Origin of the sequence: Novosphingobium capsulatum NBRC 12533 (assembly GCF_001598375.1) — a bacterium.
GTDB lineage: Bacteria > Pseudomonadota > Alphaproteobacteria > Sphingomonadales > Sphingomonadaceae > Novosphingobium > Novosphingobium capsulatum.
Genome location: NZ_BCYV01000018.1, coordinates 1 through 16,037, shown reverse-complemented (window position 1 = coordinate 16,037; position 16,037 = coordinate 1). Strand labels below are relative to the sequence as shown.

Sequence of the window (16,037 nt, the reverse complement as noted above, 5' to 3'; positions counted from 1 at the left end):
GCAGGAAAATGGCCGGTTTCGTTCTGATCCATGGTTCGTGGCATGGTGGCTGGTGCTTTGACACCGTGGCCGCGATCCTGGCCGCGCGCGGGCATACCGTGGTGGCGCCGACGCTGCCCGGCATGGGGGGCACGGCCGAGGAAATGGCGGCGGTGACACTGGAGGACTGGGGCGATTTTGCCGCGCAGCATTGCGCCGATCTCAAGGCCCGGCTGGGTGGCGCGCCGGTGGTTCTGGGCGGGCACAGCCGTGGCGGGCTGGTGGTGAGCACGGCGGCCGAACGCCATCCCGAGGCGATGGACAGCCTGGCCTATATCTGCGCGATGATGCTGCCCGCTGGCCTGTCGCGCGCGGAATTCAAGGAGATCGTTGGCCCCAATGCGCCGTTCGAGGCGATCATCAAGCCGCTGCATGGCAGCATTGCCACGGTGATCGATCCACTCGACGGGGCAGGCGATGTTTTTGCGCAGCTGTCTCCCCCTGACGCGGTGGCTGCCGTGCTGCCCCGCCTGATGGCCGAGCCGAGCGAGCCGCGCCGGCAGAAGATCGTCGTCACGCCCGAGCGTTGGGGCAGCAAGCCGCGCACCTATATCGCGTGCACGCAGGATCGCACGATCCCGATCGACAGCCAGCGCCGCATGATCGCCATGTCGCCCGGTGCGCAGGTGATCACGCTGGAGGCGGACCACAGCCCCTACCTGTCGATGCCAGAGGCCCTGGCCGACGCGCTCGAAGCGGCGATCTGATCCTCCCCGTATCGGGGAGGGGGACCGCGCGAAGCGTGGTGGTGGGGATTGGCCACTGAAGCGGCGTTCAAGGTAGAAACGCCCCTCCACCAGCCTGCGGCTGGTCCCCCTCTCCGTGTCGGGGAGGATCAATCGGCGAAGAAGTTCAATTCCAGCAGCACGTTGTTGGGATCGGCCACGAAAATCTGGCGCAGGCCGATCGCCGCGACGAAGTTGGTCTTGGCCTCCAGCCCCATGGCCGCGATCCGCGTGCTGACGGTGTCATGCCCGGAACAGTTGAGCGCGACATGGTGGATCGCGCCGGTTACCCGGCCCGGCTCCACCGCGCGGTCATAGGTGCGCGGGCAATCGGTGCTGTTGATGTGCAGCACGGCCCGCCCGCCCTTGTCATAGAGCCACTGCGCGTTTTTCGGGGTCAAGGGCGGGGGCGCGTCGCGCTGCTCAAGCCCGAGCAGCGCGACGTAGAAAGCGCAGGTTTCGCCCAGGCGGTCGGTGATGATGTTCACATGATCGAGGGCGTTGACCTGCATCGTGCTTCCTTTCCCGTCAGCTTTTGAACACGACCGTCTTGTTGCCGTTGAGCAGCGCGCGGTCTTCCAGGTGCAGCCGCACGGCTTCGGCCAGCACGCGGCGTTCGATATCGCGGCCCTTGCGCACCAGATCATCTGGCCGATCGGCATGAGTCACGGTTTCGACATCCTGATGGATGATCGGGCCTTCGTCGAGGTCTGCCGTCACATAATGCCCGGTCGCGCCGATCATCTTCACGCCGCGCGCGTGGGCCTGGTGATAGGGCTTGGCGCCCTTGAAGCTGGGCAGGAACGAGTGGTGGATGTTGATGCAGCGGCCCGACAGGAACCTGGCCAGGTCATCCGACAGGATTTGCATGTAGCGGGCCAGCACGACCAGCTCGGCGCCGGTTTCGGTGACGATGCGCTTCACTTCCGCTTCCTGCTGCGGCTTGGTGTCCTTGGTGATCGGCAGGTGGTAATAGGGGATGTCGCCGATCAGCGAGATCGACAGCGCTTCCTTGGGATGGTTGCCCAGGATGGCGACCACTTCCATCGGCAGCTCGCCGATTCGCGCGCGATAGAGCAGATCGCCCAGGCAGTGGTCGAACTTGGAAACCATCATCACCACGCGGCGCTTTTGCGCGGTGTCGCGCAGGTTCCAGTCCATGCCATATTGCTGCGCCACCGGGGTGAGGGCATCGCGCAGCATTTGCGCGCTCTTTTCGCCCGGATCGAACACCACACGCATGAAAAAGCGCCCGGATTCAAGGTCGTCGAACTGCTGCGCCTCCAGCACGTTGGCGCCCTGTTCGAACAGCGTGCCCGATACGCGGGCAACGATTCCCGGCACGTCGGTGCAGGAAATGGTGAGAATCAGCGGTGCGGCCATGGTCAGTGTCTCTCCCGTCGTTGTCTCGCGCCGGCCTGTCGATTTTGCCATTGCGAATCTGATTTGATATTGTATGTGTTGCATACAAATTTCAACCAAGCATTTTTAGTCGGGAGAAGATTGCATGGCCGCGACCAACCTTGACCAGCTGCTGCAGCAAAATGGCGACATCGTCGGCATGCTGCGCAACTCGCAGCTGGGTGCCTATGTCTATCCGGTGGTAGCACCGGAATTTTCCAACTGGCGTTCGGAACAGTGGGCCTGGCAGCACTCGGCCGTGCTGTTCGACCAGTCGCACCACATGGTGAACCTCTACATCCGTGGTAAAGACGCGCTCAAGCTGCTGTCCGACACCATGATCAACAGCCCCAAGGGCTGGGCGGTGAACAAGGCCAAGCAGTATGTGCCCACCACCCCCTATGGCCACGTGATTGGTGACGGCATCATCTTCTGGGAAGAAGAAGAAAGCTTCACCTATGTCGGCCGCGCGCCGGCTTCGAACTGGCTGCGCTATCACGCCGCCACCGGTGGCTATGACGTGGAAATCGAGCTGGACGACCGCTCGCCCATGCGCCTGATGGGCAAGCCGGCCAAGCGCAAGGAATGGCGCTTCCAGATCCAGGGCCCCAATGCCTGGGCCGTGATCGAAAAGCTGCACGGCGGCCCGCTGGAACAGCTCAAGTTCTTCAACATGAGCACGATGAACATCGCCGGCAAGACCGTGCGCACGCTGCGCCACGGCATGTCGGGCGCGCCGGGCCTGGAAATCTGGGGCCCCTATGAAGAGCAGGACGAAATCCGCGCCGCCATTCTCGAAGCCGGCAAGGAATTCGGCCTGATCGCGTGCGGCAGCCGCGCCTATCCGTCGAACACGCTGGAATCGGGCTGGATCCCCTCGCCGCTGCCCGCCATCTACACCGGCGAAAAGCTCAAGGGTTTCCGCGAATGGCTGGGTGCCGACAGCTATGAAGCCACCGGCTCGATCGGCGGTTCGTTCGTGTCGGACAACATCGAGGACTATTACCTCAACCCGTGGGAACTGGGCTATGGCTCGTTCGTGAAGTTCGACCATGAGTTCCATGGGCGTGAAGCGCTGCAGGCGCTGAACCCGGCCGAACAGCGCAAGAAGGTCACGCTGGCCTGGCATCCCGAAGACATGGCCAAGATCATGGCTTCGCTGTTCAACCCCGATGGTGACCAGTACAAGTTCTTCGACGTGCCGCTCGCCAACTATGCCTCGTCGAACTATGACCGCGTGGTCGATGCCGGCGGCAAGACCGTGGGCCTGTCGATGTTCACCGGCTATTCCTACAACGAAAAGCAGGCGCTGAGCCTCGCCACGATCGATCCGGAAATCCCGGTCGGCACCGAAGTGCGCGTGGTGTGGGGCGAAGAAAACGGCGGCACCAAGAAGACCACCGTTGAACCGCACAAGCAGCTGGAAGTGCGCGCGATCGTATCGCCCGTGCCGTACAGCCGCGTGGCCCGCGAAGCCTACGCCGAAGGCTGGCGCACCGGTCGCTGAGGCCCAGCCGCCATTGCGCCCATACCGGCCTGCGAACGGCACTGTTTCGCGCTTCCGGTGCTCACGTACCTAAAGTACGCTGCGCTCCGGCTCGCGAAACAGCACCATTCTCGGCTCGGTCTGGCCACAATGGCGACCGGACCTCGTCACCGCTCTCTCCCTGCCGCTTGGCGGGGAGGGGCACTACCCCAAGCATAACAACACGAATGGGCGAGGGATCAGAGGATGGCATACGCACAGATTCATCCCAATTGGGACAAGGAACCCGCCGGGATTACCGATGGGTATTCGCTGGAAATGACCGCCAAGGACATTGCGTCCCTGCGCGAGGCGGCGCCTCTGATCCCCCCTGAAACGCCCGTTGCCGTCACCTATCTGCCGGGCGAGGAAGCCCAGGCCCGCATTGCCGCCACCGTGGCCGTGCGCGAGCTGGGCTTTGAACCGATGCCGCATTTTTCGGCGCGGCGGATCATCAATGTGCCCGAATTCGAAGCCTATCTGAAGGCCGTGGTGGAACAGGCTGGCGTGCGCCGCTGCTTCATCGTGGCCGGTGACCCGGCAGAGCCGCAGGGGCCGTTTTTCGACAGCTCTGCGCTGATCGCCACCGGCGCGTTCGAACGTGCCGGGATCACCGCGATCGGCATCGGCGGCCACCCCGATGGCCACCCCAACATGACCGAGGCGGAATGCTGGGCCGTGCTGGACAAGAAGGTGGCCGAAATCACCGCGCGCGGCATGGCGCCGCTGATCGTCACCCAGTTCGGGTTTGATGCCGATTCCTTCCTGGTCTGGCTGGAAAAGCTGCGCGCGCGCGGCATCGATGCGCCGGTGCGGATCGGCGTGCCGGGCCCGGCCGGGATCAAGCGCCTGCTGGGCTTTGCCGCCCGCTGTGGCGTGGGCGCCTCGGCCAGCGTGATGAAGAAGTACGGCATTTCGCTGGGCAATCTGCTCGGCAGCGCCGGGCCGGACAAGCTGGTCGATGCCTTTGCCAGTGGCCTGGGGCCGCAGCATGGCCGCGTGCGGCTGCATTTCTATCCGTTCGGTGGCCTCGCCAAGACCGTGGAATGGATCGAGGACTATCGCCGCCGCCATCCCGCCTGAAAGGCACTGATCATGACCGATTACGTACTGGTGCATGGCGCCTGGTGCGGCGCCTGGTGTTATGATCGGCTGGCGGGCGAACTGCGCGCCGCCGGCCACCGCGTGGTGGCGGTCGATCTGCCGGGGCTGGGGGCTGATGCCGCCCGGTTCCATCCCGGCATTTCGCTGCGTGACCATATTGCCCATGTCGAAAACGAAGTGGCGCGGGCCGGGCTCGATCGCTTCGTGCTGGTCGGGCATAGCTATGGCGGCATGGTCATCACCGGCGTGGCGGCGCGGCTGGGCGCGCGGATCGATGCGCTGGTCTATGTCGATGCCTTCGTGCCGGCCGATGGCCAGTCGCTGTGGGATCTGACCGGGGAATGGGAGCATGCCCATTATATTGATGGGCAAAAACACAGCCCCGGCGCCATCGCCCCGCTGCCCGGTTTTGCCGATCCGCGCCTGACACCGCATCCGCTGCTGACGCTGGTTGAAGCGGTGCAACTGACTGGGGAAGAGGCCAAGGTGCCGCGGCGCAGCTATATCTTCGCCACCGGGTGGCAGCCCACGCCGTTTGCCCGCTTTGCCGAGGCAGCGCGCGCCGATCCCGCCTGGGAATACCACGAGGTGGGCGGCGGCCATTTCGTCATGGCTGATGCACCCGCCGCGCTGCGCGATATCGTGCTGGGCATGGCCGGCTGAGCGCAAGCGCAGCCGGCGTTGTGCGGTTCAGAGCGTGGCCAGTTCGGCTTGCGCGGCGTCGAGCGCGGCCTTGATAGTGTCCACTAGCTGGTCGATCTCGGCATGGCTGATCACCAGCGGCGGGCTCATCACGATGGCATCGCGCACCGCGCGCACCATCAGCCCGCGCGCGATGCAATGGTCGCGCACGATCGGCGCGGCTTGCCCGCCCTTGCCATGGCGCCGGTTGGTGCCCTTTTCCGCCACGATCTCTACCGCGCCGATCAGGCCGAGCGAGCGCGCCTCACCCACCAGCGGGTGCGGGGCCAGCCGCTCTGCCAGCGCGGCGGCAAGGTAGGGGCCCGTGTCGCGCGCGGTGCGGCCGACCAGGTCTTCGCGCTCGATGATATCGAGATTACGCAGCGCGACAGCGGCGCAGACCGGATGGCCGGAATAGGTGTAGCCATGGGTGAACTCTTCGCCCGAAGCGCGTAGCGTCTCGACGATCTCGCGACTGACGCCGGTGGCCGAAATCGGCAGGTAGCCCGATGACAGCCCCTTGGCCATCGAGACAATATCGGGGGTGAAGCCGAAATGCTGGAAGCCGAACCAGGCGCCCAGCCGGCCAAAGCCGCAGATCACCTCGTCAGACACCAGCAGGATGCCATACTTGCGGCAGATTGCCTCAACCCGTTGCCAGTAGGTGGGCGGGGGAATGATCACGCCGCCCGCGCCCTGCACCGGTTCGCCGATGAACGCGGCAACGTTTTCCGGGCCGACCGCCAGGATGCGTTCCTCGATCGCGGCGGCAGCGCGCGCGGCAAAGCTTTCGGGGTCTTCGCCAAAGCCTTCACCGAAATGATAGGGCTGCATCACGTGTTCCACGCCGGGGATCGGCATGCCGCCCTGCACGTGCATGAAATCCATGCCGCCCAGGCTGGCGGAGGCGACGGTGGAACCGTGATAGGCATTGCGCCGGCTGATGAACACGGTGCGCTGGGGTTGCCCCTTGAGCGCCCAATAGGTGCGCACCAGGCGAAACACCGTATCGTTGGATTCCGATCCGCTGTTGTTGAAGAACACATGCTGCAGGTTGCCGCCGAGCAGGCCGGCCAGGCGCGCAGCCAGTTCGATCGGCGGCGGCGTGGCGGTGCGGAAAAAGGTGTTGTAGAACGGCAGCTCCAGCATCTGCGTGCGTGCCACCTCGGCCAGTTCCTCGCGGCCATAGCCCACGTTGACGCACCACAGCCCCGCCATGCCATCGAGCAGGCTGTGCCCTTCGCCATCGGTGATCGTGCACCCGCGCGCGTGCGTGATCACACGGCTGCCGCCCAGTTGCTGTTGCAGGGCATAGCTGGATTGCGCGGGCAGATGGTGCGCCATGTCGAGCTGGCGCAGGGTGGCGATGTCGTGATTGCGAACGGTGGTCATGAAACGGTCCTGATGGATTCTAAGATCACAGATACGGTTGCCCGATCGGGCCGTCAAACGAAAAGCCTTGGCCTTGGCGTGCAAAAGGTTCATCACGGTGGGCAATTGAACGGGCACGGCCCAAGATCACGGCAGACAGGTTCATTTGGAACAGACAGGCATGAAAAACGGCGCCGGCACGGCCAAGAGCCCGGCCAAGGTAGCGGCCAAGAGCGCGGCCAAATCCGCCGCAAAAACCGGCGCTGCCAAGGTGGCAGCGGCCAAGGCGCCCATCGCGCGGGCGGCCCGCGCGGCCAAGGTGGCGGTGGCCCAGGCTGACGAAGGCGAAGCGACGTCGTCGTTGCGCGAACAGGTCTATGAAGACCTGCGCTATCGCCTGATCACCGGCAAGATCGCGCCGGGCGTGGGCATTTCCACGCGCGGCCTGGCGCAGCAACTGGGCGTGAGCCAGATGCCGGTGCGCGATGCGCTCAGCCGCATCGCCGCCGAAGGGGCGGTGGATATCCGCTCCAAGCGCGCGGTGATGGTGCCCAAGATGACGCTGGAGCGCTTTGACGAGATCATGCGCCTGCGCACCCTGCTCGAACCGGTGGCCGCCGTGGCCGCGCTGCCGCACATCAGCGCCGAGCGCCTGCGCGACATTCGCGCCGCCGACGAGGCGACCGACGCCGCGCTGGGCGAGGGTGACGTGAACGCCTACATGGAATCGAACTTCCGCTTCCACTCGCTGATCTATGGCGCCGCGCCGATGCCGCTGGCCAACCGCATGATCGAAAGCCTGTGGATGCAGTTCGGCCCGTTCATGCGCGTGGTCTATGGCCGCTATGGCACGGCGGCGATGGTCGATCACCACCAGGCCGCGGCCAAGGCGATCGCCAAGGGCGATGCGCAGGGGCTGCACGATGCCATCGCCGGCGATATCGGCGATTGCGCCGATCTGATGCAGGATTGGGAACGGCTGAACCTTTAGGGTTCAAACTCGATTGGCATAGGAATCGTGATCGCCCATGAAAGCCCGCCGACAAGAAGTGCAGCGCAGACGCGTAGCACTGCTACGCGCAAGCAAGCGAAGCTGCTCGGCGGGCTTCCATGGGGGACCGCTTCGCGGCGGGCGCCTTTTGGCGCTAGGCAGCGTCGCGCGTCGGTCACGATGGAATGCCATCGCTCCCTCCTTGCTCCTCGCCTGGCGCCAAAAGGCGCTCCGTCACGACCCTATGTCAATCGAGTTTGAACCCTAAATGGCAAGAAAACACGCCAAGCGCGGCGGCTGGACGGACGACGAACCAGAAGCTAGCGAAGACGAAGCCCCGCCGCCCGTTCCCTGCTGGCTGTGCGGCCGGCCCACCGGCACCACCATCGTGTGGCACCACCCCGTGCCCAAAAGCCGCGGCGGCCGCGACGTGGTGCCGATGCACGGCATTTGCCAGCAGACCCTGATCGCCAACTTCACCAACTCCGAACTGCAGCGCGCCGGCCTCGACGTCGACGTGCTGCTCGCCCACCCGCCGATCCGCAAGTTCGTGGACTGGGTGGCGAATAAGGACCCGGACTTTACCGCGAGTGTGACGAAGAAGGGGCGGTGAGGGAGGCTGCATTCGGCCAATACTCGTCGTGCAGCCGTCCTACCGGGTTCCCAAAAGGAGCCCTTGGTTCTCGCTGACATAGGCGATGACATCCTCGCCTGATTTTCGCGCGTCGCTATGAGTGGGAACCGCGGCGCCAGCTACCTTCTTGGATGAGCACGAGCTCGCCAGAACGATGCCTTGGCATTCAATGTGCTACTGGTCCTTGCCGATCAAATGTTGCCTGATAGTATGTGATGAAGTGCGCTATCGGACGTTGGCATCGCAAGATTATCTCTGGGGACTATGTAATGCTTCTGAATGAAATTAATAAGGCACAGCGCCTGGTGCGCACTGATGCCTATCAAATGTCCGTCGGCGAAATAATTACTATGTACGAGGACAATGAGATAACAATAGATCCGGAATTTCAACGACTTTTTCGCTGGGAGATTGGCCAGAAATCAAAGCTGATCGAATCCCTACTATTGGGCATTCCGATCCCTTCCATCTTCGTTTTTGAGAAGGACGATGGCACATGGGAACTGATCGATGGCCTCCAGCGAATTTCGACGATCTTGGAATTTATGGGACGTTTGCGCGAAGGCGATGGGCTTCGCCCGCCTTCGGTGCTGGAAGCTACAAAGTACCTTCCATCACTCCATAAGTAAGCGCCGACGGAAGGCGGCGTTGACGCGGCGTCAGGCTGCCGCGCAGCAGCGCTTGTACTTTTTGCCCGAGCCGCATGGGCACGGCTCGTTTCGGCCCACTTTGCCGGAGTGCATGGCTCGGAGTGCTGGCTTTTGTTCCTCGCGCATGAGCGCCAGCTTGCGCATTCCGACAAGTGCCCGGGGCAGGAGCGCGGCGTGCTCGTCGCGGATTTCGTCGGCGTCCTCACGCTCTTCGAACGGCTCACCGATGTCCATGAAGCCAGTGAAGAGGGCAACGAACGTGGCGGTTCTCTCGTCCTCAGCGATGGCCGACCAGTAATCCGGCGCCAGCTTCATGGCGCTCCAGAAGCCCTTGACCCAAGTCCTGACTTTGGCGTGCTCGGTCTTATGACCTGGCTCACAGAAGGCAGGGGTGAAGCCGGGCCACCCCTTGGCGAAGCTGGTCTCGATGGCCTTGCGATGGGTCAGCGCCGTAATGAGGCCCTGTTCGATCCGAGCAGGATCAACGGCAGGCCGTTCTCGCCACAGGCCCATGACCCATTGCGAGGTTTCCAGGTGCGGCGTGACCAGGACGCCGGTGAGGTAGCCGTCCATTTCCAACACCGGCAGGAGGCCGGGATCGCGGACCAGCGGCCCTTGGAAGGCCAGAGGGGCAAGTGGTGATGATGTCGCGGTGCTCATGCCGCCAGGGCACTATCGCGAGCCGCCTGCCAGCGCCATGGCAGGAGTTCGTCGATCTGGTTGATCGGGTGGTTGCCGATCCGCTCGATCACGTCGGTAAACCAGGCCTCGGGCTCGACACCATTGAGCTTGCAGGATTCGACCAGCGAATAGAACAGCGCCGAGGCATGCCCGCCCTTGATCGAGCCGACGAACAACCAGTTGCGCCGCCCCAAGGCGACACCGCGCAGCGCATTCTCGACCAGGTTGTTGCTGATCTCGAGCAGGCCATCATCGCAGTAACGGATCATCGCCGCCCACCGGTTCAACGGATAACGGCATGCCCTGGCCAAGGTGCTGTCGGATGACAGCCCCCGCTCCATGGTCTCTAGCCAGCTTCGCAACGCAGCAAGTCTGGGCAAGGCGCGCTCCTGCCTGACCTGTCGTCTCTGGTCTGGCGGCGCGCCCTTGATCTCACGCTCGATCGCAAACAGCTCAGCGATCCTGACCACGGCTTCGGCCGCGATCGGCGACGGGGTCTTGTCGAGCACGTCGGTGAACTTGCGCCGCGCATGAGCCCAGCAGCCGACCTCGACAACATCGCGCGGCACCTTGGTCTTCGGATCCTCGTAGAGCGCGTTGTAGCCGGCAAAGCCGTCCGCCTGCAGATAGCCGCAGTAATTGGCGAGATGCGCGGCCGGATGATGACCGCCGCGATCTGTGCTGAAGCGGTAGGCCACGGCCGGCGGCCCCATGTCGCCGCTAGACCATCCATGACGCAGATAGACCCAGAAGCGCGCGGTGGCGCTGCCGTTCCCGGTGCCCAGCAAGGTAACCGGCGTGTCGTCGCCGTGAATCTTGGGCGCTTCCACGATGTACTCGAGTAGCCGCTCGCCCAGTGGTGCCATCAGCCAGGCGAGCTTGCGGGCCCATCGGCTCATCACGTCGCGATCGATGACGATGCCCTGCCGGCGCAGGATCATCGACTGCCGGTTCCAGGGCAGGTGATCAACGAAGCGGCTGACGATCAGATGCGCCAGCAGGGCACTGCTGACCATGATCTTGGGCAGTGGCAAGTCGATTGCGGGAGCTTGGCGGATTCGTTCGCACACCCGGCAGGCAACGCGCGGGCGTACGTGTCGGATCACGCGGAAGCTCGCCGGCACATAGTCGAGCACTTCGGTGACATCCTCGCCGATCTGCGTCTGTTGGCCAGCACAACCCGGCGTGCATGCCTCCGGCCGGTGCTCGACCACCTTGCGCGACACATGCGCAGGGATCGGCACCCTAGCCCCTGCCTTGCGCGGAGCCGGCGTCTGCACCCCGCCCGGTGATCCCGCGTCATCGTTGGCAGCCACAGGCGTGTCGATTTCATCGAACATCAGCCGCAACTGGGCGATGTCCATCTTCTCGGATGTGCGGCCGAACTGAACGCGCAACAGGCGCGCCAGGCGATGCTCGAGCTTCTCGATCGTGAGACCCTGGGTGGTGACGACCGCTTTGACGGCCTTCAACGCGGTACGCTCCTGCTCCAGTACCTCGGCCATTTCCTGCAGCATCCGCTGTAGGAGAACCGGGTCAGAAGGAAGGCGATCAAGCTCGAACCGCATAGCCATCTCATAGCTGATGCGGTGGCAAAAACCCAGCAAAATCGCGGATTTCTGCGAACTTTTACTAGGCCAAGCTGGGTGTCTCCACCTCGTCGTGAACGATTGCCTGCTTCCAGTTCAGCCCCTCGAGCAGCATTGCCATCTGTGCCGTCGACAACCGCACCGCGCCTTCGCTCGACCTGGGCCAGACGAACTTTCCGCGTTCCAGGCGTTTGGCATACATGCACAAGCCTGATCCATCCCACACCAGCGCCTTCAAGCGATTCCCGCGCTTGCCCCGGAACAGGAACACCGCGCCCGAGAACGGATCGAGCCGAAGTATATTGCGCACCTGCGCCGACAACCCGTCAAAGCCCTTGCGCATGTCACACGGCGCTAGCGACAGGTAGATTTTCGCCGATGGTGGCAGCGTTAGGCTCATAGCCCGAGCCCCCCGACAAGTTCGAGCACCATCTTCAGCGCACCGCGATCAACCTGGCTGTCGATCGACACCGTAAAACCGCCAGGCGCACGGATATCGATCCGGCCTTGCGCATCTGATGCCACCGCCGGCGCATCCGGGACCAGTTCCACCGGCACGAACCCAGCCATCGCCCCGCGCAAGAGCTGCCGCCGCCAGGTGTAAAGCTGGCCGGTTCCAATCCCGTGCCGACGCGCTACCATCGCCATGATCGCGCCAGGCTCGGTCGTCTCCTTCACGATCGCCAGCTTCTCATCATCGCTCCAGCGCCGCCGGCGCTCCACTCGAACGAGCACCGCACCATCGTGCCGACTGCTCATACGAGGCTCGTTTGACTGCTCGATACCCACTCGCAAGGCCTCCTATGCCCCGCGAATTCCCCCACCGTCCAAAACCTGACAAGGCCGGGTTCCGTCGGCACTTACCTCCATAACGGTGTTTGGGAGTTATCAGATCGGATCATTGGTGTGTCGCTGGAAGAGCAGTCAGCAATCGACAAGAGCCTTCAACTCGCAATTCGGCGCAGCAGGATTGCAGTAGAAATTTTAAAGCGACCTAGCGATGACCAGACAAAGTATGACTTATTTCAACGTCTTAATGCTGGCGGAACTCAAGCAAATGCACAAGAGCTCCGCAACTGCGTGGTGCTGATGATAAACAGTAACTATTACCGTGATGTAAGGACGGCGGCAGAGCAGCCCATGTTTCAAACAGTCGTCTCGGTGAGTGACGACCAGATAGAAAAACAGCGGCACATGGAACTGGCTATGCGCTTCCTTGCTCATTCATTGGTGCCTTACGATGGGCGACTAGACGTCGAAGAATACATCGACGAAAGTTCAGTTTCCCTTGCCCAGGCAGGTGATGCAGCCAGAGCAGTAGGCCTTATTAATCAGACCTTTGGACTATTGCATGAGGTGGCGGGAGGCGATGCGCTTCGGCGTTTCGAGAATGGCCAACACTCCGGCAGGGTTGGCTTAGTTGGCCTCGAAGCGATTGCTGTAGGTGTTGCCAAAAATCTTCCGGCTATTGAGGCGCTTGGATATCAGCCCGCCAAAGACTTTATCAAGGACAAGATTGAGACTTTCTGGGAGCAACCTGAGGTGGCTACATTCACGTCACCAGGGTTGCGTGGCACCGTCCGCATTCAACGGACGGTACCGTTCGGGGAAGCGTGGTTCACGCCGTGAGCAAGCCATACTCGGAAGCCGATTTTTCGGCCCAAGTCACCGAAGATCGCAATTGGCGGATGAAAGAGATTTCCGACCTCAAGTCGGCAATACGCCAAGGCGATGAAGGGGCCCGGCGAGTGCTCTTAAGGGCGCTCATTACAATTTGCTATGCTCATTGGGAGGGGTATGTGCGCTTCGCGGCGAAGAAGTATCTTGAACATGTTGCGTTGCGGAAGTTTCAATACAGCCAGCTTGGTCCTCAATTTTTTAAGAATTATTTTCTGCCGAGGCTGTCTTCAATCAACAGCGGGAAGCTCAGCATTTCAGAACGATGTGCGCTGGTGGAAGAGATACTAAGTTCTTCAGACAGACGGTTTAGCCGTGTCAACGAAGATCTAATTAACACCAGGGCAAACCTGAATTTTGAAGTTTTTTCAGATATTTGTGTCGTATGTGGTGTCGCTGACAAGCCATTTTCTGACAAATCAAATTTCATTGATGTCATGCTGCTCAAACGCCGAAACGCCATTGCACATGGCGAGGAAACTCTAATTGACTTACGAGATCTCGATGAGGTTGCGAATGGTACTATTTCCCTAATGCGAGCTTTTGGCGACTCGCTGGAAAATCACGTTGTCTTACAGACCTACAAAGCGGCTTGATCCTGTCCGTTGCACCTCACCGATCAAGCTATTGACCAGACGTTCATAGAGGGATCGCTGCTGCCGGACAGGCCTTTGTGCGCCGATTAGCCGTGGAGGAAAATGACATTCGGCAAATGCCATCTGAGGGCGCAAATCCGTGCCACTGAACGTGAGGTTTGTCCTTTTCTTACCTCCAACCTTACAGTCAGTTGCAGGCTCAGCCCTGCGCATTCGCGGAACTATCACCAGTGCTTCAGGAATGGCAGGTGCTCGATGGGGACCTGCCATTCCCGGCGCGACTCGCTACGTCGGGCTTTGTCCCAATCTCGGTCAAGGTACTGATTGTTATGAATAATGCTGGCTCAGACCCGCTCCTTCCGCAAGCACTCCACCAACAGAAGGGGGGGCAGGGGCGATGGCCCCTGCGGTTTCCCTTTTTCTTGAAGTCTTTCGCCAGGCTTCGCACCACCCCCAACCCCCTCCTCTGAAGAGGAGGGGGCTTTTGGCGCTGGCTCACCTCACGCCAGCAATTCCCCCACTGCGCGCCAGGCCTGATCGATGGCGCTGTCGGTGTAGGCGGCGCGGCCGCTGTCGGAGTTGGCGATGGTGATCGCGCCGAAGCGTTGGCGGGCGATCTTGTTGGGGGCTTGCGGGTCGTCGTCCTGGTGCTTGTCCCACAAGGCGTTGTATTCCGGGGCATAGCCGTGGGGCCAGCGATTGACCGTGATCGCGGCGATATCCTTGTCTGCGTCAAAGCCATAGGGGCCGAGCGCCCGGGTGAGCAGGTCGCGGACGCGGGTTTCGTAGGTGGCGAGGTCGGTGCCGAGCAGTTCCATGCGGCCGGCGCGGCTCTGGTCGTGTTCGGGCAGGCCGGGCTGGTGGGGAATGCCGGTCATGTGCAGGACGATGGGATCGTCGGGTGATTTGGGGCCGGCATAGCCGCCGATCGGCACGGCCTTGTCCAGCCCGGCGTTCTGGAACCAGGCCTGGGGAAACTGGATGCCGGAAAGCCCGGCCTTGGCAAAGGCGCGCCAGTTGTCGAGCGCGACGCTGACATAGACCAGCGGTTCCTTGACCAGTTCGTGCAGGGCTTCTTTCTGCGCGGCGGGCAGGCTGGGCACGAGGTAGGGGATGATCATGTTGTAGCAGGCCATGACCACGTGGCGCGCGGCCACCTTGTGCACTTTGCCGGCGTGGGAATAGACCACGTCGGCCCCAGCCTGGGAGCGGTTGACGGCGTGGACGACGATGCTGGAGAGGCGCAGGCGCACTGCATTGTCTGGCCGGTCGAGTGCGGCATAGTCGGTGGGGGCAAGGATCGACTGTTCGACGGTGAGGCCCGGCGCCATGAAGCCGGGGATCAACTGGGCGACCAGGCGGCGGGCGATCGTGGCGTTGCCGTCGGGGAAATGGAAATCATAGCTGCCACCGGTGCTGGCAAAGCCGCGCGGGGTATAGCCCATGCGCATCGTGCCGCCGGGATCGAGCTTGAGGCCCTTGAAACCGGGGAAGAAACTGGTGCCCCAGGCGTCGAGCGCGCTGATCCCATCCGCGCCCACGCACCACCAGCCGAGCGGGCGGTTCTGGTAGAACAGCATGGCTTCTTCGCCCAGGCCGCCATGCTTCATCAGGTAATCGCGATAGCTGATGGTGGCGAGGTAATCCTTGCGCTGGTCCATCGCCATGGTGCCGAGCGGATCGGTGGCGCCAGCCTCCAGCGCGGCGATCTGGGCGCGCGCAGTGGCCGAAAGCGGCGACTTGGCCAGGGCATCGGCCAGCGGCACATCATCGGGCAGGCGTACCAGCGCATCGCTGCCAAAGCTTTCCTTGTCGAAGAAGGCGGCGCGGCCCAGCTTGAGCCCGGCAAAAGTGCCTTCCTCCACCTCGGTATCGCCGCCATAGGCCTTGGCCAGCGCCGGCACATCGATCCCGAGGCGGCGCAGCAGGCCATCGGCCACCTTGCTGTAGGGCGTGGGGCTTTCGATGCCGGCGGTGCCGCCGTTCATCAGCAGGGTATGGCCGCGCACGCGAAATTCGTTGCGTTTGGCATGGCCGCCGAAATCATCGTGGTTTTCGAGGATGAGGATGCGCGCGGCCGGGTTGCGATCACGGTAGAACAGCGCCGCAGACAGGCCGCTGATCCCGCCGCCGACGACGACCAGGTCATAGCTTTCGTGCGCCGGGCCGGCCAGCGCCTGGCCCACCGCCTGGCCATCCCGCAGGGCATGGGCCACTTCGAACGAGCCAACGTGCGATCCGCGCAGGCCAGTGCGCAGCGGCGGATAGTAACCCCCCGGTTCGCCAGGATGCACGGGCAGGGCGGCGGTGGGGGAGGCAGACTTGGCCGGGGCGGCAACGGCGGGCGTGGCCAGCGCGGCGGCCGCCGTGGCC

The 16,037-nt window shown here is 62.9% G+C and carries 17 protein-coding genes; 9 read left to right on the top strand and 8 right to left on the bottom strand.

Annotated elements, in window-relative coordinates; all coding sequences use genetic code 11:
• Positions 1–8 precede the first annotated feature (8 nt).
• Positions 9–746, top strand: a complete 738-nt coding sequence (locus SCA01S_RS16170; RefSeq protein WP_062787546.1) for an alpha/beta fold hydrolase — start codon at positions 9–11, stop codon at positions 744–746.
• Positions 747–874: 128 nt separating this feature from the next.
• On the opposite strand, the gene SCA01S_RS16165 is transcribed toward SCA01S_RS16170, so the two are convergent.
• Together SCA01S_RS16165 and purU are read right to left on the bottom strand one after the other, a co-directional pair.
• Positions 875–1,276, bottom strand: coding sequence for a VOC family protein (locus SCA01S_RS16165; RefSeq protein WP_062787544.1), 402 nt, complete (start codon positions 1,274–1,276; stop codon positions 875–877).
• Between the two features lie 16 nt (positions 1,277–1,292).
• The gene (purU, locus tag SCA01S_RS16160) at positions 1,293–2,147 is read right to left on the bottom strand and encodes a formyltetrahydrofolate deformylase (protein WP_062787543.1); all 855 of its coding nucleotides are present in this window, start codon (positions 2,145–2,147) and stop codon (positions 1,293–1,295) included.
• A 124-nt stretch (positions 2,148–2,271) separates the two neighbouring features.
• Here purU and ligM point away from each other — a divergent pair, with 124 nt between their 5' ends.
• The 3 genes from ligM to SCA01S_RS16145 all read left to right on the top strand — a co-directional run bounded on the left by ligM (position 2,272) and on the right by SCA01S_RS16145 (position 5,457).
• Entirely contained in the window at positions 2,272–3,672 is a 1,401-nt protein-coding gene (gene ligM / locus SCA01S_RS16155; RefSeq protein WP_062787541.1) for a vanillate/3-O-methylgallate O-demethylase, read from the top strand.
• Positions 3,673–3,897: 225 nt separating this feature from the next.
• On the top strand, positions 3,898–4,773 hold the full coding sequence (locus SCA01S_RS16150; RefSeq protein WP_062787539.1) for a methylenetetrahydrofolate reductase: 876 nt from the start codon (positions 3,898–3,900) through the stop codon (positions 4,771–4,773).
• A gap of 12 nt (positions 4,774–4,785) precedes the next feature.
• A complete protein-coding gene (locus SCA01S_RS16145) occupies positions 4,786–5,457 on the top strand; it encodes an alpha/beta fold hydrolase (RefSeq protein ID WP_062787538.1) in 672 nt (223 codons plus the stop codon).
• Positions 5,458–5,484: 27 nt separating this feature from the next.
• On the opposite strand, the gene SCA01S_RS16140 is transcribed toward SCA01S_RS16145, so the two are convergent.
• A complete protein-coding gene (locus tag SCA01S_RS16140) occupies positions 5,485–6,867 on the bottom strand; it encodes an aminotransferase (RefSeq protein WP_062787536.1) in 1,383 nt (460 codons plus the stop codon).
• 160 nt (positions 6,868–7,027) lie between these two features.
• On the opposite strand from SCA01S_RS16140, the gene SCA01S_RS16135 reads away from it, so the two are divergent.
• From SCA01S_RS16135 to SCA01S_RS16125, 3 genes are all read left to right on the top strand, one after another.
• Positions 7,028–7,837, top strand: coding sequence for a GntR family transcriptional regulator (locus SCA01S_RS16135; protein WP_082350257.1), 810 nt, complete (start codon positions 7,028–7,030; stop codon positions 7,835–7,837).
• 268 nt (positions 7,838–8,105) lie between these two features.
• Positions 8,106–8,450, top strand: coding sequence for a hypothetical protein (locus tag SCA01S_RS16130; protein ID WP_062787535.1), 345 nt, complete (start codon positions 8,106–8,108; stop codon positions 8,448–8,450).
• A 236-nt stretch (positions 8,451–8,686) separates the two neighbouring features.
• Positions 8,687–9,100, top strand: a complete 414-nt coding sequence (locus SCA01S_RS16125) for a DUF262 domain-containing protein (RefSeq protein WP_062787533.1) — start codon at positions 8,687–8,689, stop codon at positions 9,098–9,100.
• Positions 9,101–9,130: 30 nt separating this feature from the next.
• On the opposite strand, the gene SCA01S_RS16120 is transcribed toward SCA01S_RS16125, so the two are convergent.
• From SCA01S_RS16120 to tnpA, 4 genes are all read right to left on the bottom strand, one after another.
• Positions 9,131–9,781 (bottom strand): YecA/YgfB family protein, encoded by a 651-nt coding sequence (locus tag SCA01S_RS16120; protein WP_062787531.1) that lies wholly within the window; start codon positions 9,779–9,781, stop codon positions 9,131–9,133.
• Entirely contained in the window at positions 9,778–11,370 is a 1,593-nt protein-coding gene (tnpC, locus tag SCA01S_RS21885; RefSeq protein WP_167542917.1) for an IS66 family transposase, read from the bottom strand. The genes SCA01S_RS16120 and tnpC overlap by 4 nt, the downstream gene beginning before the upstream one ends.
• Positions 11,371–11,434: 64 nt before the next feature.
• Positions 11,435–11,791 (bottom strand): IS66 family insertion sequence element accessory protein TnpB, encoded by a 357-nt coding sequence (gene tnpB / locus SCA01S_RS16110; protein ID WP_062787529.1) that lies wholly within the window; start codon positions 11,789–11,791, stop codon positions 11,435–11,437.
• On the bottom strand, positions 11,788–12,150 hold the full coding sequence (gene tnpA / locus SCA01S_RS16105) for an IS66-like element accessory protein TnpA (protein ID WP_062787527.1): 363 nt from the start codon (positions 12,148–12,150) through the stop codon (positions 11,788–11,790). The genes tnpB and tnpA overlap by 4 nt, the downstream gene beginning before the upstream one ends.
• Before the next feature lie 147 nt (positions 12,151–12,297).
• Between tnpA and SCA01S_RS16100 the strand changes: the two genes are divergently transcribed.
• Positions 12,298–13,020: a hypothetical protein gene (locus SCA01S_RS16100; RefSeq protein ID WP_174544805.1), complete on the top strand. Its 723-nt coding sequence runs from the start codon at positions 12,298–12,300 to the stop codon at positions 13,018–13,020.
• A complete protein-coding gene (locus tag SCA01S_RS21880; RefSeq protein WP_084391082.1) occupies positions 13,017–13,664 on the top strand; it encodes an MAE_28990/MAE_18760 family HEPN-like nuclease in 648 nt (215 codons plus the stop codon). Before SCA01S_RS16100 ends, SCA01S_RS21880 begins: the two co-directional genes overlap by 4 nt.
• Positions 13,665–14,164: 500 nt before the next feature.
• Here the strand turns inward: SCA01S_RS21880 and SCA01S_RS16095 are convergent.
• Positions 14,165–16,037: NAD(P)-binding protein (locus tag SCA01S_RS16095; RefSeq protein ID WP_062787521.1), on the bottom strand; the 1,873-nt coding region annotated here is incomplete at its 5' end.

What these genes read in the sequence shown, in the direction of transcription:
- SCA01S_RS16170 (WP_062787546.1), top strand. Translation starts at nt 9, where the DNA reads ATGGCCGGTTTCGTTCTGATCCATGGTTCGTGGCATGGTGGCTGGTGC.
- SCA01S_RS16165 (WP_062787544.1), bottom strand. Translation starts at nt 1,276, where the DNA reads ATGCAGGTCAACGCCCTCGATCATGTGAACATCATCACCGACCGCCTG.
- purU (WP_062787543.1), bottom strand. Translation starts at nt 2,147, where the DNA reads ATGGCCGCACCGCTGATTCTCACCATTTCCTGCACCGACGTGCCGGGA.
- ligM (WP_062787541.1), top strand. Translation starts at nt 2,272, where the DNA reads ATGGCCGCGACCAACCTTGACCAGCTGCTGCAGCAAAATGGCGACATC.
- SCA01S_RS16150 (WP_062787539.1), top strand. Translation starts at nt 3,898, where the DNA reads ATGGCATACGCACAGATTCATCCCAATTGGGACAAGGAACCCGCCGGG.
- SCA01S_RS16145 (WP_062787538.1), top strand. Translation starts at nt 4,786, where the DNA reads ATGACCGATTACGTACTGGTGCATGGCGCCTGGTGCGGCGCCTGGTGT.
- SCA01S_RS16140 (WP_062787536.1), bottom strand. Translation starts at nt 6,867, where the DNA reads ATGACCACCGTTCGCAATCACGACATCGCCACCCTGCGCCAGCTCGAC.
- SCA01S_RS16135 (WP_082350257.1), top strand. Translation starts at nt 7,028, where the DNA reads ATGAAAAACGGCGCCGGCACGGCCAAGAGCCCGGCCAAGGTAGCGGCC.
- SCA01S_RS16130 (WP_062787535.1), top strand. Translation starts at nt 8,106, where the DNA reads ATGGCAAGAAAACACGCCAAGCGCGGCGGCTGGACGGACGACGAACCA.
- SCA01S_RS16125 (WP_062787533.1), top strand. Translation starts at nt 8,687, where the DNA reads ATGAAGTGCGCTATCGGACGTTGGCATCGCAAGATTATCTCTGGGGAC.
- SCA01S_RS16120 (WP_062787531.1), bottom strand. Translation starts at nt 9,781, where the DNA reads ATGAGCACCGCGACATCATCACCACTTGCCCCTCTGGCCTTCCAAGGG.
- tnpC (WP_167542917.1), bottom strand. Translation starts at nt 11,370, where the DNA reads ATGCGGTTCGAGCTTGATCGCCTTCCTTCTGACCCGGTTCTCCTACAG.
- tnpB (WP_062787529.1), bottom strand. Translation starts at nt 11,791, where the DNA reads ATGAGCCTAACGCTGCCACCATCGGCGAAAATCTACCTGTCGCTAGCG.
- tnpA (WP_062787527.1), bottom strand. Translation starts at nt 12,150, where the DNA reads ATGAGCAGTCGGCACGATGGTGCGGTGCTCGTTCGAGTGGAGCGCCGG.